General features: G+C 60.2%; 23 protein-coding genes and 1 tRNA gene. 12 read left to right on the top strand and 12 right to left on the bottom strand.

Annotated elements, in window-relative coordinates; translation table 11 throughout:
• Positions 1 to 215: 215 nt before the first annotated feature.
• A complete protein-coding gene (locus Q0936_RS06885) occupies positions 216 to 815 on the top strand; it encodes an invasion associated locus B family protein (RefSeq protein WP_299141184.1) in 600 nt (199 codons plus the stop codon).
• A 64-nt stretch (positions 816 to 879) separates the two neighbouring features.
• Here Q0936_RS06885 and Q0936_RS06880 read toward each other — a convergent pair whose 3' ends face one another.
• Genes Q0936_RS06880 through Q0936_RS06865 form a run of 4 tightly spaced genes read right to left on the bottom strand, consistent with a single transcriptional unit; the run spans position 880 to position 5,150 of the window.
• On the bottom strand, positions 880 to 2,088 hold the full coding sequence (locus Q0936_RS06880; RefSeq protein ID WP_299296751.1) for a beta-ketoacyl-[acyl-carrier-protein] synthase family protein: 1,209 nt from the start codon (positions 2,086 to 2,088) through the stop codon (positions 880 to 882).
• Complete coding sequence (locus Q0936_RS06875) at positions 2,088 to 2,348, bottom strand: phosphopantetheine-binding protein (RefSeq protein WP_299296749.1); 261 nt, start codon at positions 2,346 to 2,348, stop codon at positions 2,088 to 2,090. The genes Q0936_RS06880 and Q0936_RS06875 overlap by 1 nt, the downstream gene beginning before the upstream one ends.
• 44 nt (positions 2,349 to 2,392) lie before the next feature.
• Entirely contained in the window at positions 2,393 to 3,484 is a 1,092-nt protein-coding gene (gene lpxD / locus Q0936_RS06870) for a UDP-3-O-(3-hydroxymyristoyl)glucosamine N-acyltransferase (RefSeq protein ID WP_299296747.1), read from the bottom strand.
• 58 nt (positions 3,485 to 3,542) lie between these two features.
• Positions 3,543 to 5,150: a L,D-transpeptidase family protein gene (locus Q0936_RS06865; protein ID WP_299296745.1), complete on the bottom strand. Its 1,608-nt coding sequence runs from the start codon at positions 5,148 to 5,150 to the stop codon at positions 3,543 to 3,545.
• A 312-nt stretch (positions 5,151 to 5,462) separates the two neighbouring features.
• On the opposite strand from Q0936_RS06865, the gene Q0936_RS06860 reads away from it, so the two are divergent.
• The 10 genes from Q0936_RS06860 to Q0936_RS06815 all read left to right on the top strand — a co-directional run bounded on the left by Q0936_RS06860 (position 5,463) and on the right by Q0936_RS06815 (position 15,616).
• On the top strand, positions 5,463 to 6,032 hold the full coding sequence (locus tag Q0936_RS06860; protein ID WP_299141179.1) for a DUF882 domain-containing protein: 570 nt from the start codon (positions 5,463 to 5,465) through the stop codon (positions 6,030 to 6,032).
• 264 nt (positions 6,033 to 6,296) lie between these two features.
• Positions 6,297 to 8,255 carry a bifunctional 2',3'-cyclic-nucleotide 2'-phosphodiesterase/3'-nucleotidase gene (locus Q0936_RS06855; protein WP_299296742.1) on the top strand — a complete coding sequence of 653 codons (1,959 nt, stop codon included), beginning with the start codon at positions 6,297 to 6,299 and terminating at the stop codon, positions 8,253 to 8,255.
• Between the two features lie 56 nt (positions 8,256 to 8,311).
• Positions 8,312 to 8,388: transfer RNA gene (locus tag Q0936_RS06850), tRNA-Arg, on the top strand.
• A 241-nt stretch (positions 8,389 to 8,629) separates the two neighbouring features.
• Entirely contained in the window at positions 8,630 to 9,892 is a 1,263-nt protein-coding gene (locus Q0936_RS06845) for an extracellular solute-binding protein (RefSeq protein ID WP_299296741.1), read from the top strand.
• A gap of 129 nt (positions 9,893 to 10,021) precedes the next feature.
• Positions 10,022 to 10,909: a sugar ABC transporter permease gene (locus Q0936_RS06840; protein ID WP_299377968.1), complete on the top strand. Its 888-nt coding sequence runs from the start codon at positions 10,022 to 10,024 to the stop codon at positions 10,907 to 10,909.
• Position 10,910: 1 nt separating this feature from the next.
• Positions 10,911 to 11,723: a carbohydrate ABC transporter permease gene (locus tag Q0936_RS06835; protein ID WP_299295834.1), complete on the top strand. Its 813-nt coding sequence runs from the start codon at positions 10,911 to 10,913 to the stop codon at positions 11,721 to 11,723.
• Positions 11,720 to 12,745, top strand: a complete 1,026-nt coding sequence (locus Q0936_RS06830) for an NAD(P)-dependent oxidoreductase (RefSeq protein WP_299295832.1) — start codon at positions 11,720 to 11,722, stop codon at positions 12,743 to 12,745. The genes Q0936_RS06835 and Q0936_RS06830 overlap by 4 nt, the downstream gene beginning before the upstream one ends.
• 11 nt (positions 12,746 to 12,756) lie before the next feature.
• Positions 12,757 to 13,761 (top strand): sn-glycerol-3-phosphate ABC transporter ATP-binding protein UgpC, encoded by a 1,005-nt coding sequence (gene ugpC / locus Q0936_RS06825; RefSeq protein ID WP_299295830.1) that lies wholly within the window; start codon positions 12,757 to 12,759, stop codon positions 13,759 to 13,761.
• A gap of 19 nt (positions 13,762 to 13,780) precedes the next feature.
• On the top strand, positions 13,781 to 14,809 hold the full coding sequence (locus Q0936_RS06820; protein ID WP_299295827.1) for a LacI family DNA-binding transcriptional regulator: 1,029 nt from the start codon (positions 13,781 to 13,783) through the stop codon (positions 14,807 to 14,809).
• Between the two features lie 27 nt (positions 14,810 to 14,836).
• On the top strand, positions 14,837 to 15,616 hold the full coding sequence (locus tag Q0936_RS06815; protein ID WP_299295825.1) for a ThuA domain-containing protein: 780 nt from the start codon (positions 14,837 to 14,839) through the stop codon (positions 15,614 to 15,616).
• A gap of 101 nt (positions 15,617 to 15,717) precedes the next feature.
• On the opposite strand, the gene Q0936_RS06810 is transcribed toward Q0936_RS06815, so the two are convergent.
• The 3 genes from Q0936_RS06810 to Q0936_RS06800 are packed head-to-tail and all read right to left on the bottom strand — an operon-like array spanning position 15,718 to position 18,373.
• Positions 15,718 to 16,029, bottom strand: a complete 312-nt coding sequence (locus Q0936_RS06810) for a Dabb family protein (protein ID WP_299295823.1) — start codon at positions 16,027 to 16,029, stop codon at positions 15,718 to 15,720.
• Positions 16,026 to 16,796, bottom strand: coding sequence for an enoyl-CoA hydratase/isomerase family protein (locus tag Q0936_RS06805; RefSeq protein ID WP_299295820.1), 771 nt, complete (start codon positions 16,794 to 16,796; stop codon positions 16,026 to 16,028). The genes Q0936_RS06810 and Q0936_RS06805 overlap by 4 nt, the downstream gene beginning before the upstream one ends.
• Positions 16,793 to 18,373 carry an acyl CoA:acetate/3-ketoacid CoA transferase gene (locus Q0936_RS06800; protein WP_299295817.1) on the bottom strand — a complete coding sequence of 527 codons (1,581 nt, stop codon included), beginning with the start codon at positions 18,371 to 18,373 and terminating at the stop codon, positions 16,793 to 16,795. Before Q0936_RS06800 ends, Q0936_RS06805 begins: the two co-directional genes overlap by 4 nt.
• Before the next feature lie 167 nt (positions 18,374 to 18,540).
• On the opposite strand from Q0936_RS06800, the gene Q0936_RS06795 reads away from it, so the two are divergent.
• Positions 18,541 to 19,359 (top strand): aldo/keto reductase, encoded by an 819-nt coding sequence (locus Q0936_RS06795; protein WP_299295815.1) that lies wholly within the window; start codon positions 18,541 to 18,543, stop codon positions 19,357 to 19,359.
• Positions 19,360 to 19,411: 52 nt separating this feature from the next.
• On the opposite strand, the gene Q0936_RS06790 is transcribed toward Q0936_RS06795, so the two are convergent.
• The 5 genes from Q0936_RS06790 to Q0936_RS06770 all read right to left on the bottom strand — a co-directional run bounded on the left by Q0936_RS06790 (position 19,412) and on the right by Q0936_RS06770 (position 26,104).
• A complete protein-coding gene (locus tag Q0936_RS06790) occupies positions 19,412 to 21,013 on the bottom strand; it encodes a GMC family oxidoreductase N-terminal domain-containing protein (RefSeq protein ID WP_299295813.1) in 1,602 nt (533 codons plus the stop codon).
• Between the two features lies 1 nt (position 21,014).
• Positions 21,015 to 22,517 carry an aldehyde dehydrogenase family protein gene (locus tag Q0936_RS06785; protein ID WP_299295811.1) on the bottom strand — a complete coding sequence of 501 codons (1,503 nt, stop codon included), beginning with the start codon at positions 22,515 to 22,517 and terminating at the stop codon, positions 21,015 to 21,017.
• Positions 22,518 to 22,616: 99 nt separating this feature from the next.
• A complete protein-coding gene (locus tag Q0936_RS06780) occupies positions 22,617 to 23,639 on the bottom strand; it encodes an alcohol dehydrogenase catalytic domain-containing protein (protein ID WP_299295835.1) in 1,023 nt (340 codons plus the stop codon).
• A 5-nt stretch (positions 23,640 to 23,644) separates the two neighbouring features.
• On the bottom strand, positions 23,645 to 24,589 hold the full coding sequence (locus tag Q0936_RS06775; RefSeq protein ID WP_299141159.1) for an ABC transporter permease: 945 nt from the start codon (positions 24,587 to 24,589) through the stop codon (positions 23,645 to 23,647).
• Between the two features lie 9 nt (positions 24,590 to 24,598).
• Positions 24,599 to 26,104 (bottom strand): sugar ABC transporter ATP-binding protein, encoded by a 1,506-nt coding sequence (locus Q0936_RS06770; protein WP_299295809.1) that lies wholly within the window; start codon positions 26,102 to 26,104, stop codon positions 24,599 to 24,601.
• Between the last annotated feature and the right edge of the window lie 5 nt (positions 26,105 to 26,109).

Raw genomic sequence — 26,109 nt, 5'->3', positions numbered from 1 at the left:
ACGCACCTCTCGTAACGTCCCCCCATAAAAGTCGGCCAGTCCGACGGGGAGAAAAAATACTTGAAAAAGGGGGCCTTGCGGTCTCCTTTTTTGCTTTTGGTCCATCCGATTGCACACGTGTGCGCGCATGGCGCTCAAATCTTTGCGCTTTGCCACTGACACTGCGTTGCGGGCGTGCTAGCAAACCTGCGACACGAAACAGAAGCGGAACTGATATGCGTACCTCTTTGATTGCCCTGACACTGGCTTGTGTGATGCCAACCGCGCTCCTGGCCCAATCCACCGAAACGGACAGCGAAGCACCCGCGACCCCGTCCATCGAGGACTCTCTGAGCCTTGGCGAGGATGCAACCGAACCGCAGGTGGGTGACACCTACGTTGCCGAAACCATCGGCGACTGGGAACTGCGCTGCATCAAGTCAGAGACAGGTGACGACCCCTGCCAGATGTACCAGTTGATGTCGGACGAAGAAGGCACACCTGTCGCCGAAATCACAATCTTCCGCCTGCCAGAAGGTGGCCGGGCCGTGGCGGGCGCGACGATCATCGTGCCGCTCGAAACGTCCCTGCCCCAACAGCTGACGATGCAGGTCGATGGCGGTCAAGCGCGTCGTTATCCATTTGCGTTCTGCAACCCCATCGGGTGCCTGTCGCGCGTGGGTCTGGTGGCGGACGAACTGGCGGCGTTCCGGCGCGGCAATGCGGCGACACTGACCATCGTGCCGGCCCTTGCCCCCGATCAAAAGGTCAACCTGACGCTCAGCCTCAAAGGCTTTACCGCGACATTTGACAAAACGTCGGTTGCACAGAACTGATCTGACATCTTTCTGAACCAGTGGGCCGCTCCGGAAACGGGGCGGCCTTTTTCATGCGTGGGTTTCAGACAGCGCGCAGCGCAATCACCGCGTTCATGCCGCCAAAGGCAAACGCGTTCGACAGGGCCACTTCGACAGGGGCCTCGCGCGCCTCATTCGGAACCACATCAAGCGCACATTCGGGGTCCGGTTCTTCATATCCGATCGTGGGCGCAATCACCCCGTCCCGCACGGCCATGATACAAGCCAACAGCTCAACCGCGCCGGTCCCACCGATCAGGTGGCCGTGCATGGACTTGGTCGATGATATCATCAACCGGTCTGCATGCGGGCCGAACACATCTGCCACGGCTGCACATTCCGTCTTGTCGTTGGCGGCCGTCCCTGTACCGTGGGCGTTGATGTATCCCACCTGATCTGCTGCGATCCCCGCATCGGCCAGCGCCCCGGATATGGCCCGGGCAGCCCCGTTTTTGGACGGCATCACAATATCAGCCGCGTCCGACGACATGGCAAAGCCCACGACCTCGCACAGGATTTCGGCCCCGCGCGCCCGTGCGTGTTCATATTCTTCGAACACAAACACACCGGCACCCTCGCCCTGCACCATGCCATTGCGGTTGGCCGAAAACGGGCGGCATGCGTCCTTGGACATCACGCGCAGCCCTTCCCACGCCTTGACCCCGCCAAAGCACAGCATGCTCTCTGAGCCGCCTGTCACCATGGCGGGTGCCATGCCCGACCGCACCATCTGAAACGCTTGCGCCATCGCGTGATTGGACGACGCACAGGCCGTCGACACCGTGAATGAAGGCCCTTTGAGGTTGTATTCCATGCTCACATGCGAGGCTGCCGCATTGTTCATCAGCTTGGGCACCACAAACGGATGCACCCGGTTCTTGCCCTCTTCATAGACCGACCGGTAGTTGGCATCCCACGTGCTGACACCGCCACCCGCAGTCCCCAGTACGACACCGGATTTCGCAGCCAATTCGCCGGTAAACGTCAGCCCTGATTGGGTAACCGCCTCTTTGGCCGCGGCCAGCGTGAACTGAGTGAACCGGTCATAAAGGCTCATCTGTTGGCGGTTGTAGCGCCCCTCGGCCTCAAACCCGCGCACCTGCCCGCCGATCTTGATCGACAACCGGTCCACGTCCTGAAAATCAAGCGCACCAATGCCACAACGCCCCTCGCGCATCGCCTCAAGCGTGTCCGGCACATCATGTCCCAACGCGTTGACAGTCCCCGCGCCGGTGATCACCACACGGGGCATCAGCTGTTCTGTTCTGCCATCAGGGCTTCGATGCCCGCAATGATGGTCGCAACGCTCGAGATGTCGAAATCGCTTTTGGTTGGTTCGTTGGCGTTGAAAGGGATCTGAATGTCGAACTCTTCTTCGATGGCAAAGATACTCTCGACCAGACCTAGACTATCGATGCCCAGACTTTCCAACGTGCTGTCCATCTGCACGTCTCCCGGCTCGAGAACAGCCTGTTCCGCCACGATCTCGATGACCTTGTCCTTGACGCTCATATCATCCGTCCCCCAAGCCTGATCACGTTCACTTGTGCGATGATTTAGTCACTGCCACCCGCGTTGAAAACCGCTTTCTTCAGCGCCGCAACGTCGCGCAGCGCACGCGGCAGGCGGCGCAGGCTTTTGTAGCCTTCCAGATGGGTTTTCATCTCGACCGCCGGATAGCCCAACATGACCTTGCCGTCCGGCACAGAGGACAAAACCTTGCTCGCCGCCCCCAGTACCACGTTGTTGCCAATGGTAAGGTTGTCGGACACGCCGACCTGACCGGCCATGACTACGAAATCCCCCGTCACGGTTGACCCGGCAACAGCCACACTGCCGCACAGCAGGTTGTCGTTGCCGACAACACAATTGTGGCCAAGGTGAACGAGGTTGTCCATCTTCGTGCGGTGGCCCACCCGTGTAGCCCTGATTGTGCCGCTGTCGACCATGCTGTTTGCGCCAATCTCGACGTCGTCACCAATCACAACGCTGCCCAGGCTTGCAATGCGTGCCCAGGATTGCCCTTGCGCATCACCTTGATCACCCAACGTCTCGCGCACCGTTTCAACTGCGCCCTTTTCCGGGGTGACAAAGGAAAACCCGTCACCGGCAATGCGCACGCCGGGCTGCGCGATAAACCGGTCACCAATCCGCGCATAGGCCCCGATGCTGACATGTTCGCGCAGGAAGCAATCCGCACCAAGGACAACGCCAGTGCCGACAAAGCACAGCGGCCCAATCACTGTCCTGTCGCCAATGGAAACGCCTGCACCGATGACTGCGTTGGGTCCGACCGACACATCCGCACCCAAGGTGGCCGTCGGATCGATCACAGCGCTGGGATGAATGCCAGACGCATAACCCTGACCCGGATCCATCATCGCGGTCAGACGGGACATTGCAAAACGCGGCCGCTGCGGACGTATCGCCGCCTCAAGGCCCAGTGCCTCCCAATCCGCATCTGCCCACAACAGGGCCGCGCGTGCCGCACCGTTGGACAATGCTTCGGCGTATTTGGGATTACTGGCCATCGCCAGATCGTCGGCCCCTGCAGAGGCCGGTTCGGCCAGCGCATTGATCACCAGATCCTTGTTGCCCACCACGTCGACCTCAAGGGCGGACGCGATTTCGGCGATCGTATATGGCATGCGCGGCTCCCCTAGTGGCACCCGGCCAAATCCATGGCCGGGTCTTTCGGGGCAGCGTTTACCCCTGAACGGCGCGCAGGGCCACCCCCGCGTTGCTCAGCGCATTCCAGATCTTTGCGTCACGGCCATAGACGTCACGACGGTATTGCGTATGGCCTTTGGGCGACGTGAACGCTGTGCGGTAGATGATGTGCACAGGCACCGGCGCTTTGAGGTCCACCCGCGTCTCGCGACCGGTCGCCAGCACCGATTGGAAGTATTGTTCGGGGTTGCTTTCCTGCTTTGCCAGCAACGCGTAGGCAAAATCAAACGGGTCAGCCAGACGCACACAGCCGTGGCTATAGGCGCGCACTTCACGTCCAAAGAGGTTCTTGGCCGGTGTGTCGTGCAGGTAGATGTTGTGCACGTTGGGGAACATGAACTTGACCAGACCCAGCGCGTTGCCCTTGCTGGGCGGCTGGCGCATGGCAAAGGGGAACGTCTTGGCTGTGTACTGGCTAAAGTTCACGGCACCCCGGTTCACCTTGCGGCCTTTGCTGTCCGTGATTTCGATGTGGCGCACCGCGTTGCGGTTGCGCTTGAGTGCGGGCAGATACTCCTTGGTCACGATCGAACGCGGCACATACCAGCTTGGGTTGATGACCATGAACTCCATCACGTCCGAAAATTCGGGCGTCGGACGGTCATCCTGATTGGCACCAACCACCGAACGCGTTTGGAACGTCACCTTGCCGTTGTCGACGACATTGGCCGTAAAGTCAGGGATGTTGACCAGGATGTGACGCTTGCCACGTTCCTGATTGACCCAACGCTCCCGCTCCATCGCGACGATCACGGATTGCAGGCGCGTCTGCACGGTCTTGTTGATCTCAACCATTGTCGCAGGACCTGCGGCACCATCGGCCACAAGGCCGTGCGCCAACTGGAACTGCTGGACCGCCGATTGCATTGCGGCATCATAGCTCTGACTGTTCGTCCGCTTGAGGAAACCCATGGCGATCAAGCGATTGCGCATGATCACAACAGCGTCGCCAGACTGACCGGGCTTGAGCGCCTTTGCAGGCACTTTCTGGCCCCAGCCGCCCTTGGCCAACAGCCGCTCCATCCGCAGCTTTTCCTTCATCAACGCGGTGTATTCCATGGTCTTGGGTGCCAGCGCTTTGAAAAATCCGCTGGGCGAGGACTTGGAAAAGTTCACCAGATACGACGTGCGATCCCGGTACGGAACCTGACGCACGATGGCGCGGTCAATCCGGCTGGGCACCAAAACACCGGTTTGCAAATCGCGCGAATATTGCAGGAACGTCCGGCTCATCTCGACTTCGACCAACCCACGGTCGCGGGCATTCCGCGCGGCCTTCAGCTTGGCCTTGAGACCCTCGGCGTCGTACCGAGCAACTGGCAGGCCGTGATTGCCCGCTTGATCCAATGCCGCAAACAGTGCCGAACGACGCTGGCGTTCGCGCCCCGACCGTCCGGTCCACAGGCTGTCAAACCCGTTGGCCTTGTAGAACGCCGCAATGTCCGCATCCCGTGCCGCGGCCTCTGCAACCGCCTGCTTGAACGCGGTGACCTGTGCGGATGCAGGCTGCGGTGAACCGCCAACCAACAGCGCAACGACCAGCGCAAGAGCAACAGACCAAAATCGGAAAACCGCCAACGACATGACACACCTCTGAATATTATTATGCAGCTACTTCGCTTATCCCAAACGGCCCGCAAAACTGTCCATTCACATGTGGGACAGGTCCCAAACTTAGCCTTGCGTGATGCGCGTGTGCATCGCTCGCGGCCCGTTTGGCCACAATTGACAAATTATGCGCAAAAATCTGCCGAAAACTCTTGTGACCTTTGTGGCACCGGATTCAGCGCTTGGTAAACGAATCAAGCTATGCAATAGAAGTGTTGCATCTGGGGATGAGATGACAAATCCCGTGTAACATCACGGGAAGGCAGACGTACGGGACGGCGCAGTTACATGACGAATGAAATCTCTACGGGCATGACCCGCCGGGCGATCCTCGGTGCATTTGCGGCAACGACACTCGTTGCGGCCCCCACCTACTCCAACGCAGCTGGCTTTTTGCGCGGTTCTGGCGACATCCGCCGTCTGCGCATGTACTCGGGCCGCACCGGCGAACGCATCGACATGATCTATTGGATCGAAGGTCACTACATCAAGGACGCTGTCCGCGAGGTGAACCACTTTATGCGCGACTGGCGAACCGACGACGTCAAATCCATGGATCTGCGCACCGTCGACATCATGGCCGCCGCGCACAACCTGATGGATGTCGAAGAACCCTATATGCTGCTGTCCGGCTATCGCAGCCCCAAAACCAACGCCATGCTCCGTTCGCGCAGCCGTGGTGTCGCCAAGAATTCCCTGCACATGAAGGGTCAAGCCGCCGATCTGCGTCTGTCGACCCGCTCGGTCAGCCAAATGGCCCGCGCAGCCCAAGCATGTCGCGGCGGTGGCGTCGGGAAATACTCCGGCTCCAACTTTGTCCACATGGATTGTGGCGTCGTGCGCAGCTGGGGTGGCTAAGTCCACTCCCTCCTAACTCATCCGTTTCGTTCCAAGGGCACCGCTGGTGCCCTTTTTCGTGTCGGGCGAAGCATACGAGGCAAATGGCTGCATCGCCCGACACGCGTGTTGTGTCTATCAACACCACTGAAACGTCGCGCCCTGCATATTGGTTCCGCGCAGGCGAGAAAAATCTGCGCAATTTCGCCGGCTCCGACATGTTCCTGTGACACATCCCCATTAGCGGCCTAGTCTAGGACAACCATCACCACATCGGGGGACACCATGACTCATCTGATTTCACGCCGCACTTTCCTGGCCACAACGGCTACATTCGCCGCCTTGCACCCGTTCAGCGTACGCGCCGCCAGCAATCAAGCGCACCTGCGGATCATGGAAACGACAGACCTGCATGTGCATGTCTTTCCCTATGACTATTACGCCGACAAACCGCGCGACACCGTGGGCCTTGCCCGCACCGCATCCATCATCGAAAGCATCCGGGCGGAAGCCACGAACTCGATGCTGATCGACAACGGTGACTTCCTTCAGGGCAATCCGATGGGCGACTATATCGCCTACGAACGCGGGATGAAGGACGGCGACGCGCACCCGATCATCACCGCGATGAACACCGTGGGCTTTGACGCGGCCACGCTGGGCAACCACGAGTTCAACTACGGTCTTGATTTCCTGATGAAATCCCTTGCCGGGGCCGACTTCCCCGTCGTCTGTGCCAACGTGTCCAAGGCGCAGGGTGCAACGGCGGCCAGCGACACCACGCTGGTGCCACCCTTTGTCATCATGGACCGTATGGTCACCGATGGCGACGGCGCCGAACACCCGATCAAGGTCGGTCTGATCGGATTTGTGCCACCCCAGATCATGAACTGGGACCGCCGCCACCTCGAAGGCAACGTACAAGCGCGCGACATCGTCGACACCGCCCGCACCCTCGTGCCGCTGATGAAGGAACAAGGCGCCGACATCATCATCGCGCTCAGCCACTCCGGCATTGGCGCCGCTGATCACAGCGACGGGATGGAGAACGCCTCGGTGCCGCTGGCCGCCATTGACGGTATTGACGCTGTGCTGACTGGTCACCACCACCAGGTCTTCCCCTCACCCAACTACGCGGACATGCCCGCCGTTGACGTGGCTGCAGGCACCATTCACGGCAAACCGGCGGCTATGGGCGGGTTCTGGGGCTCTCACCTTGGGGTAATTGACCTGATGCTGGAACGCGACGGGTCGGAATGGCGCATCACGGGACACGGTTCCGAAGCGCGACCGATTTCCAAACGCAACGAGGATCGCTCGATCACCGCGCTTGTCGACAGCCAGGAACCCGTGCTTGCCAGCGTTCAGGCCGACCACGACGCGACGCTTGCCTATGTCCGCCGCGCTGTAGGCAAAACAGACGCCCCACTTCATAGCTATTTCGCACTGGTGGCCGATGATCCGTCCGTTCAAATTGTGTCGATTGCCCAAAGTTGGTACATCAAGGACATGATGCAAGGCACTGAATACGAAGGACTTCCAATTCTATCCGCCGCTGCACCCTTCAAGGCCGGTGGTCGTGGTGGACCCGAGTATTTCACCGATGTGCCAAAGGGTGACGTGGCGATCAAAAACGTCTCGGACCTCTACCTCTATCCCAACACTGCGCGTGCCGTGCTGGTCACTGGCGCCGAGGTCAAGGATTGGCTGGAACGCTCGGCGGGTATGTTCAATCAAGTGACACCCGGATCAACGGATCAGCCCCTGCTGAACCCCGAGTTCCCGTCCTATAACTTCGACGTCATGGACGGGGTGACCTATCAGATCGACCTGAGCCAGCCGTCCAAATTCGACCCCAAAGGCAACGTGATCAACCCCGACGCCAGTCGCATCGTAGACTTGAACTATGACGGACAACCCATTGACCCGAATGCGAAGTTCATCATTGCGACCAACAACTATCGCGCGGGCGGCGGCGGCAACTTCCCTGGTGCCAAAGGCGACAGCATCGTGTTCGAGGCACCCGACACAAACCGCGACGTGATTGTGCGCTACATCGTTGACCAGGGCACCATCAGCCCCCGCGCCGACGCCAACTGGTCTTTTGCCCCCCTGCCGGACACATCCGTCTTGTTTGAAACCGGACCAAAGGCTGCGGACTATATCGATGACGTCAAGGGCGTCACGATCGAGCCCGCGGGCGACGGCCCGGACGGCTTTGCCCAGTTCCGCATCTCGCTCTGACCGGCGCACAATTTGCAATTGCAGGGCGCGGATGGCATCGCTATACCGCGCCTTGTGGACCCTTAGCTCAGCTGGATAGAGCGCTGCCCTCCGAAGGCAGAGGCCAGAGGTTCGAATCCTCTAGGGTCCGCCATTCTCACAGATTCCGCACCGAAGACACGGCGGGCATCGCTGATGCCGCCTGCAATGGGCTGTCCGCTTTCGCAACCGCGTAGCACCTCCCCAATGACCATACTTAGGCGTCAGCCCAGACAAAAATGTATTCGTTTACATACGTAATGTAATCGTTTACATTTTTCAAACTGCCACATCAATTGGAGGATATGATGAGGAACTTTTATGGCGCAGCCACGGCTCTCGGGGTGCTCTGCAGCATGCCTGCAATGGCCCTGGCACAAAGCGAAGTGGTTGTCTGGGTGGCGGGAGAACCCGGTCAAACGACGATCTATGACGAACTGGCCGAGGCGTTCAACGCATCCCAATCCGACGCAGTAAACACGATTGTCAAAAACTCGTCTGACCTTTTCAACCCTGCCCTCGTCCCTGCCCTGTCTGCTGGCGAAGGGCCGGACCTCTTTACATTCGGCACGGGTCCCGGCCAACCGGCGGCGTTGATCGCGGGCGGGATGGTTGCTGACCTCACGGATGCTTACCGGCAACACGGCTGGGCGGACACGATCCCCGAGGGGATCATTGTGCAGACATCCAGCGACGGCAAACTCTGGGCATTCGGCAACGAAGTTGAGACCACGGGGATGTTCTACAATCAGGCGATCTTTGATGAAGTGGGCGTGACAGTTCCAACCACCTGGGCAGAAATGGAAGCCACTGTCGCTGCCCTGCAAGCGGCAGGCTATGACACGCCCATTGGCCTTGCAGGTGCCGACAAATGGCCCGTATCACATTGGCAGTCCATGATGTTTGGCCGCTATGCCGGGCCGGACGGGATCGAGAACGTCCTGTTTGGCGACGGCGCGTGGACCGACGCGCCCTTTGTCGCGGCCTCTGCCAAGTTGCAGGAGATGGGCCAGGCGGGCTGGTTTGGCCCAACGCCCGTGGCGATTGGCTACGGCGAGTTGATGGACAGCTTTTGGGCGGGTGACGTGCCCATGACGTTCACCGGGCCGTGGGTCATCGGTGGCGGCATCGAGGCGGCGGGCGACCGGATCGGCGACTACAGCGTCTTTGCTGTCCCACCCTTTGAAGAAGGTCAAAAAATCCACCCGACGAACTCCATCGGCATTGGCTGGTACATCCGCAAAGGCTCCGAAGTTGAGGAACAAGCCATCGCATTTCTCAACAGCATATTCATCGAAACCACAGGTCGCGTTGCCCTGCTGAACGCCGGCACAATCCCCGTCGGCCCGCTCGAAGAGGCGCTAGCCCAGGCAGAGATGTCGCAACTGGCGCAGGACATCTGGAAGACGGCTGACGATCATGCCGCCAACGGATCCGTTCCCGCGTTTCTGGACACAATCACACCGGGCAGCCTGACCACCGTGTCCTATGACGGCTTGCAGGGTCTGCTTCTCAACGTGATGACACCTGAGGCGTTCACCGCAGACATGCAGGACGCCTGGGCCGAGGCCAAAGAGGCGGGCAAAATCATGCGACCAGGCGGCATCGCGGACGAATAAGGCGCACACGCGCTTTAGGCGACGGTTTCCGGGGTCTCTCCCCACTTCGGGAACCGCCCCACCACGTCCCACCTCACCCGCGCGCCGACCTTGCCCGGTCGTGTGCCGCCCTCATGTGGAGATGACGCCATGCGGCTCGATCCAAATTCCAAACTCGCCCAGCGGCTGAACCCGGTTCTGTTCCTGTTCCCTGCCCTGTCGATCTACATCGTCTTCGCCCTCTACCCGACCGTCTCCGTCATCGAATATTCGTTCACCGATTGGGACGGCATCAGCCCCAAACGCAATTACATCGGGCTCGAAAACTACCGCAAAATGTTCTCGGACAAGATCTTCTGGGAAGCGTTCCGCAACACCTTTGTCTGGTCCGGCGTGATCCTTGTGATCAATGTCGGTCTGGGTCTGGTCATTGCGGCGATGCTGGCGCGGGTGTGGAAAGCACGCCTGCTGATCCAAACCTGCATCGTTCTGCCCGTCGTGATCTCGCCCATGGCCGTGGCCACCATCTGGCGTTGGATGTACCAGCCCAAGGGCGTGATCAATCAGGTGCTGGATGGCGTGGGCCTGGACGCACTGACCCGGCCTTGGCTGGGCGATCCCAGCGTTGTTCTTTACGCGCTTGCCTTTGCCCACAGCTGGTCAACCATTGGGCTGAGCGTGATCATCTTTCTGGCCGGTCTTCAGGCCGTGGACGAAGACCTCTATGAGGCCTCCAAGGTGGACGGTGCCACGCCATTGCAGCAGTTCCGCTATGTCACGATGACCGCATTGCGCCCCGTGACAGCCGTTGTGTTCATCCTGACCCTCACCCAGTCGTTCAAGGTCTTCGACATCGTCTGGACCACGACCCAAGGCGGCCCCATCCGCTTCAGCGAGATCCTGTCGACCTACATGTACAAGCGCGGCGCGCTGGAAAACGACTATGGCTATGGATCCGCAATTGGTGTCGCCCTGCTGGTGATCGTCAGTTTTGCAACCATCATTTACCTGCAAATTCAGAACCGGAAGGACCAGTAAAATGGCACGCAAATGGCTCCTTCTCTTTGTCCTGGGCGTTATCGCAGTCCTGATGGCGGCACCGCTGGTGCTGACGGTGTTCACATCGCTCAAGCCGACAACCGAACTGGTAAACCCGGCGTGGTATCCGCCCCAAGAGTTGACATTCGATCACTATGTCCGCGTCTGGACCGATGGCGGCTTCAGCGGATATTTCGTCAACACCCTGATCATCTCGGTGGTGGACGCGATTGTCATGATCCTGATCGCGTCGCTTGCGGCCTATGCGATGGTCTTCATGGAGTTTCGCGGCAAGATGCTGCTGCAACTCCTCTTTGTTCTGGGCCTTATGATCCCAGTCACGGCAGTTGTCTTGCCCCTGTTCCAGATCGTGCGGTCACTGGGCCTGCTGAACTCGCATCTCGGGGTGATTTTTGCAGACCTTGCCTTGGCCGTGTCGGTCTTTGTCTTCATGTTCACCTCGTATTTTGCCGGGGTCCCCAAGGCCCTGCACGAGGCGGCGCGGATTGACGGCGCAACCGAGTTTCAGATCTATCGCCGCGTGGTCATGCCCATTGCAACACCGGCCGTTGTGACAACCGCACTGCTCGAATTTCTCTGGAGCTGGAACGACTTGCTACTGCGCTTGTTGCTGATGACACGGGACGAAATGCGCACGTTGTCTGTGGGCCTGCTTAACTTTCAGGGCACGATGACACGAGACGTCACTGGCCTTTCCAGCGGTACGGCCATCATGGCGATCCCTGTTGTTCTATTGTTCCTCGTGTTCCAGCGCAGCTTCGTACGCGGCATGACGGCCGGGGCGGTCAAATGACCAAAAGCGTTGTCATCATGGATCAGCACTTTCGCCAGCTCGAGGAACTGTTTCGTCCCGCAACCTTTGGTGCATTGCAGGAAACCTGCACCGTGATCGGCGGCGTCAACTGGCCACTGCCCAAGGACCACCTTGCGACCCACCTGTCCCACGCAGAGTTCCTAATTGCCGCCACACCATCGCTGACCCGAACCGAGATCGACATGGCGCCGCACCTCAAGGCCGTAATCGAAGTCGCCGGCACCTTTCAGACCGGCATCGACTATCAGGCCTGCTTTGATCGCGGGATCGAGGTTTTGTCCTGCGCGCCGGGTTTCCGCTATTCGGTCGCCGAAATGACCCTCGGTCTGATCCTCGCCGGGGCGCGCGGTATCGTCGACGAACACGAACGGTTCCGCAATGGCTCCGAACGGTGGCTGCACGACAACAGCGGCACCGACTTTTCGCTCTACGGTCAAACCATCGGCTTTGTGGGCTACGGATCGATCGCACGCGAAACGGCGCGTTTGCTGGCCCCGTTTTCGCCACAGATCAAGGCCTTCGATCCCTGGCTCAAGGCGGCAGGCACAATCCGGGATGTCGCGTTCTGCGACCTTGAGGAAACGGTGACCACGTGCCGCTGCGTGGTCGTGGCCGCCACGCCGACCGAGGACAACTACCATCTGGTGTCGCGCGACCTGATTGGCAAAATCCCGCACGGCACTTTGGTGGTTGTGGTCAGCCGGGCGCATTTGGTGGATTTCGACGCTCTGCTCCAGGCCGCGGATGCGGGGCGCTTGCGCATCGCCAGCGACGTGTTCCCGCATGAGCCGGTGTCAAAGCGTGACGCCTTGCGTCAGGCCGACAACGTGATCTGGTCGCCGCACCGCGCCGCCGCCGTCGACGGCGGGCGTCACCCCATCGGGGACATGATCCTGCACGACATCCGGGCCATCCAGTCGGGACATCCGGATCGCCAACTGCAAGCCGCATCGCTTGAAAACATTCAGAAAATCATTCGCGCACCCATGGTCGCGCGGTAACGGAGGAGCCAATGGCTGGACTTGAATTGAAGAACCTGTCGAAGGCCTATGGGCAAACCGAGGTGCTGCACGACATCAACCTGTCAATCGCGGATGGTGAGTTCATCGTGTTTGTCGGCCCTTCGGGATGTGGCAAGTCGACCCTGCTGCGGATGATCGCAGGGCTCGAAGAGATCACCGGCGGCGAGTTGACGATCGGCGGAACCCGCGCCAATGCGCTGTCGCCCAAACAGCGCGACATCGCCATGGTGTTCCAGTCCTACGCGCTCTACCCACAAATGACCGTGGCCGAAAACATGGGCTTTTCCTTGAGCCTGGAACGCAAATCCAAGGCCGAGATTGCCGAAAAGGTGCAAGAGGCCGCCGACGCGCTCCAGCTTGGCCCCTACCTTGACCGAAAGCCCGGCCAGCTGTCTGGGGGTCAACGCCAGCGCGTCGCCATTGGCCGCGCGATTGTCCGCAAACCCAAAGTGTTCCTGCTAGATGAACCCCTGTCCAACCTCGACGCCGCACTGCGCTCCGAAACACGGGTCGAGATCAGCGAACTGCACCAACGTGTGGAAACCACCATGATCTACGTCACCTACGATCAGGTGGAGGCCATGACCATGGCGGACCGGATCGTGGTGCTGAATGGCGGCTATATCGAACAGGTCGGCAGCCCCATGGATCTCTACAACAACCCCGCGTCCGAATTTGTGGCGGGCTTTATCGGCTCGCCCAAAATGAACTTCATCACAGGCCCGCACGCACAGGTCGTCGACGCCGCCACCATGGGCGTGCGCCCCGAACACTTTGACATCGGTCCTGCCGACGACGCATGGAGTGGCAAGGTCACATTGGTCGAACGCCTCGGCCACGACACCGTTCTGTATGTGAACGTCGCGGGCGCCGGATCCCTGACGGTCAATCTCAGCGGACAACACGACCAAAGGGTCGGCGACACGGTTCACTTGAAGCCCCGCCCCGAGTTCATCCATAAGTTTGACCAGAACGGTCGCCCGCTTTCGGTGTGATCCGATGAACGTGGTGGCCATGAGCACAAAGAAACCGACCGTAAAAGACGTCGCCCGCGAAGCCGATGTGTCCATCGCCACGGTGTCACGCGCAATGTCACGGCCCGACGACGTCAAACCCGAAACCCGCGATCTGGTGTTCGAGGCGATGAAACGTCTGGGCTACCGCGCCAATCAGGCCGCCGCCGAACTGCGCCGCGGCAGCAGCAAGACCTTGCTGGTGCTGGTCTCCGACATCACCAACGCCTTCTTTGCCTCGTTCTTCAAAGGCATCGAAGAAGAGGCGCGCGACCACGGCTATGTCGTTCTGATCGGCGACACCTCTGGCGACACCGAAACGGAACGCGCCTACACGGACATGTTGCTCAAGAACCAGGCCGGTGGCCTCATCCTGAACACGCTCAACATCCCCGAAGACCTCCTGCCCAGCGACGAAGACGGCACATATTCCGGCCCACCTCTGGTGTCCTGCGGCGGCCACCGGGAACTCGAGCTGCCGACCGTGCGCACGGGCGACGAATTGGGCGGGCGTCTGGCCGCCGAACATCTGGTTGACTTGGGTCATACCAACATCGTGCAGGTCTGCGGCTCGCTGGACATTCCCGTCTTCGAACGGCGCTATTTGGGGTTCCGCGACGTGCTTCTCAAGGCCAAGATCGATCCACAGGACGAACGCCGCATTCTGGGGGATCTGTCCATCGAGTTTGGGCAAAACGCCGCAAAATCTCTGGCCGGATCCGCGACCTTGCCCACGGCCGTCTTTGTCCACAATGACGAGGCCGCAACCGGCCTGCTGCACGGCCTTGCCAAGGCCGGACTGCGCGTGCCGCAAGACATATCGGTTATCGGCTACGACGACATGCCCTACTCCGCCGTCTTCAACCCCGGTCTGTCTTCGGTGCGGCTGCCCCGCCGCGAATGGGGCAAATTGGCCGCGCGAAAGCTGATCGCCCTGATCGAGGGCCAGCCGGGTGCCAGCGAGCAACTCATCATCGATCCCGAACTGATTGTCCGCGACAGCACAGGCATGCCGCGCGACGTCGCCTGACCGCCCTGAACCCGAGGAAGCCAACAGATGATCAAGGCCGTCGTATGGGGCGAAAACGTCCATGAAAAAACCAGCAAGATTGTCGCTGATCTCTACCCTCACGGCATGCACACTTGCATTGCTGACGCGCTCACGGCGGGCGGCATTGATGCATCGACCGCCACCCTTCAGGAGCCTGAACACGGTCTGCCACAGTCGCGTCTGGACAACACGGATGTGCTGCTGTGGTGGGGTCATGCCGCCCATAGCGACGTGGACGACGCGGTGGTGGAACGCGTGGCCGACGCGGTCTATGGCGGCATGGGTTTGATCCTGCTGCACTCCGCGCATTTTTCCAAAATCTTCAAGAAACTGATGGGGACGCCCTGCAATTTGACATGGCGAGAAGCAGGCGAACGCGAGCGCCTTTGGGTCACATCCCGTCACCACCCCATCGCGCGCGGCTTGCCCAACCACTTCGAGCTCAACCAGGAAGAGATGTATGGCGAACCCTTCTCGGTGCCTGAGCCGCTGGAAACCGTCTTCATCAGTTGGTTCGAGGGGGGCGAGGTCTTTCGGTCCGGCCTGACTTATCGGCGCGGCGCGGGCAACGTCTTCTACTTCCGCCCCGGTCACGAGGCCTATCCGACCTACCACGACGCCAACGTACAAAAGGTGCTGGTGAACGCCGTGAACTGGGCTGCGAACCCCGAGGCGCGGATCACAGATGTCCATGCGGCGCCGAATGTCGATGTCGCTGCCGCGTTGGAGCCGATCACCGCACGCGGACCCAAGCTGCACGAAGACGGCGAGGAAGGGTTTCGTTAGTCAGCGACCTGTATGACCAGACAGCTTTGATTGAGCAGCCGCTGGCACACGGTCACTACAACGCGCAGACCAACCTCAACCGGCACAGAAACTACGTCCAGTTAAACACTGAAATCCATCACAAAAACACCGTCCGCTCCGCCTTCCAGAGTTGCGACGATCCGGGCGCCGATCGACTGGTGAACCGGGTCGGCCAGATAGGTATCGCGCACCGCCTCATCCTGAAAATCAAACCAGAACAGATGCCGGAAACCGCGCACCAATTCATCTTCGACGCTGACGTTGTCGCGCACCTGAAAGTCCAGAATGCCGTCGATATGCGCCGACAGGCCTGCCAAATCATCCATCAGCGATTTCTTGGTGTCAGCAGAGGTGTCCGGCGCATAGCGCAAGGCAACGAGGTGGCGGATCATGGATCGTCCTTTCTGAATTTCGGCGGCCGTTTCTCGCGGAACGCGGCCAGCCCTTCGGCAAGGTCGTCGGACCCTGCGGCAATAGTCCCAGCCAAGGCTTCGAGGACGCGCGCGCGGTCCTCGCCATCAGCGGCATTGATCATCATCTTGGCCAGTTCTGTGGCCCGTGGGCTGCGGGACAGGACCGCGCGCGCCATCGCATCAGCGGCATCGCCACCCGCCCCTGTCTCGACCACTGTGTCCACCAGGCCCAGTTGCAGCGCGGCGTGAGCATCGAACACTTCGCCAAACAGCGACATCCGCCGCGCAACCTGCGCACCAAAGCGTTGCACGACACGCTGTGTGCCGGACCAGCCCGGAATGATGCCCAAACCGGTCTCTGGTTGTCCGACCTTTATGTGCGCTTCGGCAATCCGCAAATCCGCACAGGCCGCCAGTTCCAACCCGCCACCCAAAGCATGCCCATCCAGCAGCGCAATGACCGGTTGGCGCAACCGGGCCAGCGCATCGAACACGGCGTGCCCGTCACGCACCCAATGGCGCCCAAACGCGTCGGGGCTTTCGTCGGCCCAGGCCTCTATGTCGCCCCCCGCGCAAAAGGCCTTGCCCGCACCGGACAGGATAACAACGCCCGCATCACTGCGCTCGATCTCTCGGCACCGGTCGCCCAAGGCGTTCACCATCTCCGCATCCAGCGCATTCAGCTTTGCGGGCCGATCAAGGACCAGACGCGCAACACCTTCGTCAATGGACAGACGGACAGTCATACCGACAGGCCAAATGGCGCGGGATCAAACAACGCGGCGTCCATCATACCAAGCGTGTCAGCAACCAGCAGCGGCGTTTGCGCCTGACCCAACACGTCCCGCTCCAGGTCGATGCCCGGCGCAATTTCGGTGACCATCAGGCCCTTGTCCGTCAGTTTAAGAACACAGCGTTCCGTGACATAGACCGCCTCTTGCCCCTGCGCCGTGGCGCGTTGACCCGAGAATGAAATCTGGTCCACGGCCTCCACGATTTTGGCCGTATGCCCCTCCTTGTCGATCACAAGCTTTGCACCTTCAATCCGCATCTTTGCGCCTGCGTTGAACGTGCCGGAAAAGATGATGCGCTTGGCCCGGCTGGTGATGTCCACAAACCCACCTGCCCCTGCCGTTCGGTGCGGCGTGGCCGCCAAACGGGACACATTGACCGAACCGTGGGCGTCGATCTCAAGGAACGACAGCAGCGAGGCATCAAACCCGCCTGCCTGAAAATACGAGAACTGATGCGGCGAGGCGACAAAGGCTTCGGCATTGGCCGAGCATCCAAACTTGAAATCAAGCAACGGAATGCCGCCCACAGCCCCCTGTTCGATGACCCACGTGACGGTCCCGTGCAGCCCCTCTTCGAGAAAGATCCGGGGGACGTTGGCCGACACACCGAAGCCGACATTGACGGCCCATCCCGCCTGCAATTCCTGCGCCACACGTCTTGCGATCACCTTTTGCACATTGAATTCTGGCAGTTGGAAACTGTCCAAGGGTCGGATCAATTCCCCCGAAATGGCCGGATCATAGGGTGTGGCCGTGGTTTGCAACATCTCGGGCGCTTCGACGATGTGGTCCACCATGATGCCCGGTACACGCACATCATGCGGGCGGATCGATCCATTGGCCGTGATGCGCCGCACTTGCGCAATGACGATGCCGCCGCAGTTCCGTGCCGCAAGCGCCATCTCCATCGCGCCCAGATACGCCCCCTCGGATTCAAAGCTGAGATTGCCGCGTTGATCTGCTGTGCTCGCACGGATGATGGCAACGTCGGGCCGCAATGCCTTGAAGTACAGCCAATCTTCGCCATCGAAATGTTCACGCCTGACAATCGGCTGAGCACGCGCCAGCTCGTTCATCGCCCCGCCTTCGATGTCGGGGTCCACAAATGTGCCCATACCAACCTTGGACAAAACGCCGGGCCGCTGCCCCGCGCCTTCGCGCAACATATCGAAAATGATACCGGATGGCAGGTTATAGGCCTCGACCTGATTGCCCGTGATCATCTGCCAGATCAGCGGCGGCTCGGCATTGGTGGGACCGGACGGATAACTGCCACCTATGATCCGCTTCAGACACCCCGGTTTGGCGATATGGTCCACACCTTTGGTGCCGAAAAAGTCACCTGCTGCAATCGGGTGAATGGTGGTCAGGTCGCGCGGATGACCCGTGGTGTCAAACCGTTCACCCAAAGCCTCAAGCACCGCATCCGGGCAACACAAACCGCTGGAGGAATTCACAGCCACCATCGCCCCATCCGGGATCAGGGCAACAGCGTCAGCGGCGGTGGTCTGCTTGGTCACGGGCGGCATCTTTCACATGTGTGGGCTGGCAAGTAACCAGACAGTTATTTGACTATGCCGTGCGTCAGGCCGCCAATCAAGTCCAGATTTCTCAATAAAATCAGCAGTCGGGACAGAAAGTCTTGGCGTTAAGTAACCATTGAGTTACTAATTGAGGCGACTCAGGGAGGCAACGAATGAACATCTATTTCCAAAAGACACACCAGCGCGCCTTTGGCACCTTTCCGTTGACCGGGGACGTCGCCCGCGACGCCATTCTTGCAGCCGCCGAAGCCGGCTATCGAGCCTTTGATACGGCGCAAATGTATGGAAACGAAGCAGAAACCGGAGGGGCGCTGGCCGCCACCGGTCTCAAGCGTGACGAGATGTGCATCACCACTAAAGTGCATCCCGACAATTTCTCCGAAGACGCTTTCATGGCCTCAGTCGAACGGTCGCTCAAGGACCTGAAACTGGATTTCGTGGATGTGCTGCTGCTGCACTGGCCCCCTATCGACGGAGAGGTCGCGCCATCGCTCGAGTTGCTGCAAAAAGCCAAAGACCAGGGGCTGACCCAAAACATCGGCGTGTCCAACTACACCATCGCGATGATGAAAAAGGCAGTCACGGTCGTGGACGCCCCTATCGTGACGAACCAGGTCGAATTTCATCCGCTGCTCAACCAGGACACATTGTTGGCCGGTGCGAACGACGTGGGCATACCGCTGTCGTCCTATTCATCCGTCGCGCGCGGTGAGGTGTTCAAGCATCCGGAGTTTGCCGAGATTGGCGCGGGCTATGGCAAGTCTGCGGCACAGGTCGTGTTGCGCTGGATCATCCAGAAGGGCGTGAGCATCAACACCATGTCCACCAAGCCCGAGAACATCCGCGCCAACTTCGACATCATGGATTTCACCCTGTCCCATGTGGACATGGCGCGGATCGAGAAGCTGACCCAGACGGGCTACAGAATTGTCGGGTCCGATCTAGTGCCATGGGCGCCCGAATGGGACTAAGCTAAACAAGCGGTCTGCGCAGCCAACATGTGCCGCGCAGACCATCCAACAGCTAGCGATTGCCACGTACCAGATCGCTGGCTTTTTCGGCAATCATAATCGTCGGCGCATTGGTGTTTGACCCAATCAGGCTTGGCATCACCGAACTGTCGCAGATGCGAATACCGTCGAGCCCGTGCACCCGCAGGTCGGTCCCCACCACAGCCATGTCATCCGTGCCCATCTTGCAGGTGCATGTGGGGTGATAGGACGTGCGCCCGTATTGGCGTGCGTAGTCCTCCAACTCCTTTTGCGTTTTTACACCGTCGTCCGGAAACCGGATGGCGCGCAGGTGCTTTTGCAAGGCGGGTTGAGAGAATATCTCGCGGCTCAACTTCACCCCTTCAACGCCAACCTTTAGGTCGTCGGGTTCCGCCAGAAAATTGGGATCAACGATAGGCATGTCAGCCGGATCACCTGACCGAAGCCGCACGGTGCCACGGCTCTTGGGTCGCACGGCATAAGAGTTGAGCGTGATCCCCGAAGCGCCGGGCGTGACACCCGGCACGCCCGCCTCGGCCCCAGCCCCGGCCAGAAAATGAAACTGCAGATCAGGCAGGCCAGACAGGTCATCCGAATGCCAAAACGCGCCGCCCTCCACCACGTTGGACGTGATGGGGCCGGACCGGAACATCAGGTACTGCAACCCCGCCCATGCGGCCCAATGCGGCTTGTTGTATTTGTCGAGACTGTAGTGCCCGGTCAGCTCACCCACGATGTCGATGCCAAAATGGTCGTTGAGGTTCTCGCCAACGCCCGGCAGGTCATGCACGACGTCAATGTTGTGTGCGCGCAAATGCGCGGCGGGTCCGACCCCTGACAGCATCATGATCTTGGGTGTGCCAATGGCCCCCGACGTCACCAGCACTTCGCTGGTGGCGCGCGCGTGCTTGCGTTCCTTGCCGTTGAAATAGTCGACCCCGGTGGCGCGATTGCCCTCGAATGTGATCCGCTTGACCATGCACCCGGTCTCGACCGTCAGGTTCTTGCGTTTGAGCGCGGGCTTGAGATACCCAACCGCCGCGGAGCAGCGGCGGTAGCCTTTCGTCGTGGTCTGGTACACGCCGCACCCGGCTTGACGTTCGCCGTTGAAATCGTGCGAGTAAGGGATGCCCGCCTGCTGACACGACTGCACAAAGGCACGGGTCATCGGCTGCGGATCGGGCAAATCCGATACCCCCAATGGGCCATCCGTGCCATGCCAGACATCGGCCATCCGCCCATTGCCTTCGGACTTCAGGAAATACTGTTGGATGTCCTTGAACGCCCATCCGTCGCAGCCCTCTTCATGCGCCCAACGGTCATAGTCTTCGGGCGCGCCGCGCGTGAAAACCTCGGCGTTGATCGACGATCCACCGCCGATCACACGGGCCTGCGCATAGGGGATCTCACGGTTGTTGGCATGTTTCTGGGGGGCCGTCTTGAACCCCCATGTGTGCGGCCCGGTGGTCATCTTGGCAAAGCCCACCGGCATATGGATCAGCGGGTGCCAATCCTTGCCGCCCGCTTCGAGCAGGAGGATACGCGCATTTGCGTCCTCACTCAGTCGGTTGGCCATAACACACCCCGCAGAGCCGCCACCGATGATTACATAGTCAAAACCCGCAGCACTCATGTCACTTGATCCAGTGGTCGCGCTTGCCGATCTCGATGAAAACCGATTTGACCTGCATGTATTCCTCGACCCCGTACATCCCGGCCTCGCGTCCCCAACCCGATAGCTTGAAGCCGCCAATGGGCATTTCGGGACCGCCCGCGAGGGTCGTGTTCACCCAAAAGCGCCCGGCACTAACCTGGCGCGAGACCGTAAGGGCCTTGTCGATGTTCTTGGACCAAACGCTCGCCGCGAGGCCGTATTCCGTGTCGTTGGCCATGGCGATCGCTTCGTCCAGCGTGTCAAACGGCAGGATGGTCAGCACAGGCCCAAAGATTTCTTCGCGCGCGATGGCCATGTCGGGCGTCACGTCGGTGAACACGGTGGGTTCGATGTATTGCCCCTGCCCCAGATCCGGCGCGGTGCCACCCGACAGCAGCGTCGCCCCCTCTTCGGTGCCCTTGGCGATATAGCCCATAATGGTATCGTTTTGCGCGTCGGTGGTGATGGCCCCGATCTGTGTGGCCTCGTCCAGCGGATCACCGATCCGGGCCTTGGCCAGTTTGCCCGCGACCATACGCCCGAATTTATCCGCCACAGACCGTTCCACAATGAGGCGCGAGCCCGACACACAGCACTGTCCGGTGTTGAACGCAATGCCAAAGGCGACACCGTCAGCGGCATCCTCAAGGTCTGCGTCGGCGAAGACGATCTGTGGGTTCTTGCCACCCAGTTCGAGGCCCAGTTTCTTGAAATTGGTCCGCCCCGAGGCCTCGACCACCGCACGTCCCACGGCGGTCGATCCGGTAAAGGACAACATGTCCACATCCATATGTTCAAGCAGTCGTTGGCCAACCGAACGTCCGGAACCCGTGACCACGTTGAACACACCCGCAGGCAGGCCCGCTTCGGTCAGGATTTCGGCCAACATCAGCGTGGTGGCAGATGTCATTTCCGAGGGTTTGGCGACAATCGTGTTACCACCCGCAAGGATGTATGGGACGCGTTCGCACAGGATCAGGAACGGAAAATTCCACGGCGTGATCAGCCCCACAACGCCCACAGGTTCACGTGTCACAAGCCCCAGTGCGCCGTCGCCGGTGTTGTTAAAGCTGTCGCCATGCACTGTGCGTGCAAGCCCTGCGGCCAGTTCAAACATCCCAACACACCCGCCAACCTCGGCGCGAGCCTGGGCGATGGGTTTGCCGTTCTCAAGCGTTTCCCAATAGGCAATCTCCTCCGCGCGCGCCCGCAGGATGTCAGCCGTCCGCAACAGGATCGCGGCGCGGTCCGTGGCGGCGGCGGCAGACCAGCGGCGATCATCGAACGCACGGCGCGCGCAGGCAACCGCCGCATCCAGATCCGCATCCGTACACTTGGGTAGACGTGTCACCGGCACACCATGTCCGGGTGACGCGCGCTCAAACACATCGCGTGTCCCCGCGGGGACAAATGCGCCATCCACAAAGAACCCAAACTCACGCGGTTCCGAAGGCGGGGTCAAAATCGTGCTCGATTGATCCATAGGTGATTCCTTTGTCCGCTTGCCTCAAATGCCATTAAGTAACCATATAGTTACTATTGGCGCAAGCGAATCCGTGGCCGGAATCGCGCCTCAAAAGCGTCAGGCCATCACGATCTGGGTCTTGAGGTCATCAGAACGATCCGCATAGCTCTCAAAGGCCATCTGGATGTCCTCGAGATCGAAATCTGCGGTGGTGAACGGGTCCGTCTTGATCCGTCCGTGCGTCAACAGCGTAAGCGCGTCGTGCATGTCTTCGCCCACACCGGCCACCGACCCTTTGACGCTGGTTTCCTGCAGGATCGTCGTCAGAATATCGAGCGGCAGCGCCGTGTCCGGCCCCGTCAGGCCAAAGGCCGCAAGATGCCCGCCCTTGCGCATCAGGCCAAGCGCCTGCTGGTACAGCGCCGCGTTGCCGACGCTTTCAATCACGATGTCCGTGCCGCGCCCATCCGTGGAGTCGCGGACGGCCTGTTCCAGTTGCAAGGGATCACTGACACCAATATCTGCGCCGCAGTCCACCGCCATCTGCACCCGGTCGGCGCTCAGGTCCGTTACGATAATCGGGGCCGCGCCAATGGTGCGCAACAATTGCACATGCAGGTTGCCGATGGGCCCTGCACCAATCACCAGCGCCGACTGGCCAAAGCTGACCTGCGACTTGCGCGCGGCGCGCACAACGCAGGACAACGGCTCGGTCAAGGCCAGCACATTCGCGGGCACATGCTCCGGCGCCGGGATCACAAGGCGGGCCGGAACAGAGATGTAATCGGCAAAGGCCCCGTCCATCGTGATGCCCATCTGGCGCATCTCAGGACAGTTCAACACTTCGTTCCGGCGGCAATAGTAACAGCGGGTGCAGCCGATGTTCATATCGACCACCACGGACTGACCTTCTTTCAACCCCTGCACCTCGGACCCGAGGGCCGCAATGTGACCGGTGAATTCGTGACCCGGGATCATGGGCAAGGCATCGGCGGCATAGTTGCCGTGGAAAATGTGCAGATCGGTGCCGCAAATACCCGTGCGCGTGATGCGCACCAGCGCCTCTGTCGGGCCGGGTTCGGGGCGTGGCACATCGCGCAGCTCGAAGGTTCCGGGTTTCACCAAAACGGCGGCGCGCATCTGTGTCACTTTACAATCCCTCGCAATTTTGACCGATCAATCGTCAGCGCAATGGCAGCGATCAGAACGATGCCAAACACCATCTGCTGCTGTGTCGCGTCCACCTCAAGGTAGACCATGGCCGCGCGGATCACCATCACGATGAGCGTGCCGATGGCCGTGTTGACCACGCCACCGACCCCACCGGTGAGCGGTGTCCCCCCCACCAGCACAGCGACAATCGCCAGCAACAGGAAGCCGTTGGCAAGGTTGGCGTCCCCCCCCGACAGTTTGACCGAGAACATCAGCCCCGCAATGGCGGCAAACGCACCCGAGATGGCGAAGGCGATGATCTTGACCTTGTCGACATTCAGCCCCGAGGCCACGGCGGCCAGCTCTCCTGCCCCGACGGCCTTGAGCGACCGGCCAAAGGTGGTGCGCGTTTGCAGGAACCACGCCAGCGCCAGCAGGATCAGCGCAATGATCAATTCGTTGGGAAACCCGGCGGTGGTGTCGAACATCCATCCAAAGCTGTCGTTGCGCAGGGTCGCGTCCATGGACAGCGCACGTTGATCCGACAGCCATTTCGCCATGGACAGCGCCACAAACCCCATCGCCAGTGTCGACACAAATGACGGCACAAAAAGCCGCGTGGTGACGTAGCCAGAAATGGCCCCAAAGAGGAAACCGATCAGGATGGCAATCACCGCAACCCCGATCCCGAAGTTGGCCAGATAGACGGTCGCAACCACAGTGACCACATTGGCCAGTTGCTGGACCGACAGGTCGATACCGCCAATGTAAATCGCAAAGGTCATCCCCATCGCCATGATGAACAGCGGCACGATGTCAGCCATCAGCAGCATCAGCGCCCCCGGATCAAAGAACGACGGGTTTAGAGCGCCAACCAGCACCACCAGCACAAGCAGGGTGATCCAGGGAAAATGCGGTTTGAGTGTTTCGAGGGTCATTGTCCCGCCTCAGATCATGTGATGCACAAGGTCAAAGAGCGTGGGCTTGTCGCCCGGCATCCCTTCGAACCGTTGCTGGAATTGACCGTCCTTGAGGACGATGATGGAGTGCGAGAGACCAATCGCCTCTTCGAGTGTGTCGGCCACGAGGATGATGCCCACACCGTCAGCACACATGCCGCGCACCATTTCATAGACGTCTTCCTTGGCCCCGATATCGAGGCCCCGCGTGGGGTGGTCCAGCAGGATGATGTCTGACCCGCCAGAGCGCCATTTGGCCAGCACCACCTTTTGCTGATTGCCGCCCGACAGGCCTGCGCAGTCCTTGTGTTCGTTGGGTGTCTTGATCCCCAACTTTTCGATCCAAGCGCGGGCGAGCGCCCGTTCTTCTCCGATCTTGAGGATGCCGCCCGTGGCATAGTTGCCCATCTGGCTGATGGTCATGTTCTCATAGACGCTCATCCCGCTGACAATCCCCTCGACCTTGCGTTCGCGGGGGACATAGCCAATGCCGCGCGCCACGCCGGACTGGGCGTTGAAATGCGTGATGGTCTCACCCTTGATCTGGACAGTGCCAGAGGTGGGCGTATCGAGGCCAAAGACCGTGCGCAAGATCGCCTCGCGCCCTGACCCTTCGGTGCCGACGAGGCACAGCACCTCGCCCGCGTGCAGGTCAAACGAGATGTCCTGAAAGCTGCCCGCGTGGCTGACATTGCGGAACGACACCAGCGGGTTTGTGCGCTCGTAGTCCTGTTGCTTTTGTTCGCGGTAGTATTCCTTGTCGATGTCGCGGCCCACCATCTTGTGCTGGATCGTTTCGACCTGCGCGTCGGCCTGGGCAACCACGTCGACCACCTCACCGTCCTTCATCACATAGATGCGGTCGCTCAGTTCCAGCACTTCGTCCATGCGGTGACTGACAAAGATAAAGGACGCGCGCGACGTGAGATCCCGGACCAGCTGGAACAGCAGTTCCACCTCTTCGCGCGCCAGCACCGAGGTCGGTTCATCCAGCAGGATCACGAGATCCCCGTCCACGCGCTCTTCGAGCGTCAGCACCTTGGCCAGCTCAACCAACTGACGCTGGGCAAAGGAAAGCTGCGCAGTGACGATGCTTGGATCAATGTCCAGCTTGACCTTGGCCAGTTGCGCACGCGCGGCTGCGGTCAGCGCCTTCCAGTCGATGACGCCCCACCGGACAAATTGCTGTTCAAAGCCCAGGAAAATGTTCTCGGCCACCGTCAGGTTGGTGATCAGCGATTGTTCCTGAAACACCATACCGATGCCGTGATCCATGGCCTGACGCGGGTTCTGGAACCGCACGGTTGTGCCGTCGATGGACACGGTGCCGCCATCCGGCTGGTAAGCGCCGTAAATCACCTTCATCAGCGTGGATTTACCCGCACCGTTTTCACCGACAAGGCCCACAATTTCGCCGCGTCCGATCTTGAAATCGATGGACTTAAGCGCGTGCACGCCGGGAAAATGTTTGTCGATCTGTTGCAGTTCATACATGGCCC

The organism is uncultured Tateyamaria sp., from assembly GCF_947488715.1.
Taxonomy (GTDB): domain Bacteria; phylum Pseudomonadota; class Alphaproteobacteria; order Rhodobacterales; family Rhodobacteraceae; genus Tateyamaria.
This window is presented reverse-complemented; position numbering and strand designations above follow the sequence as displayed.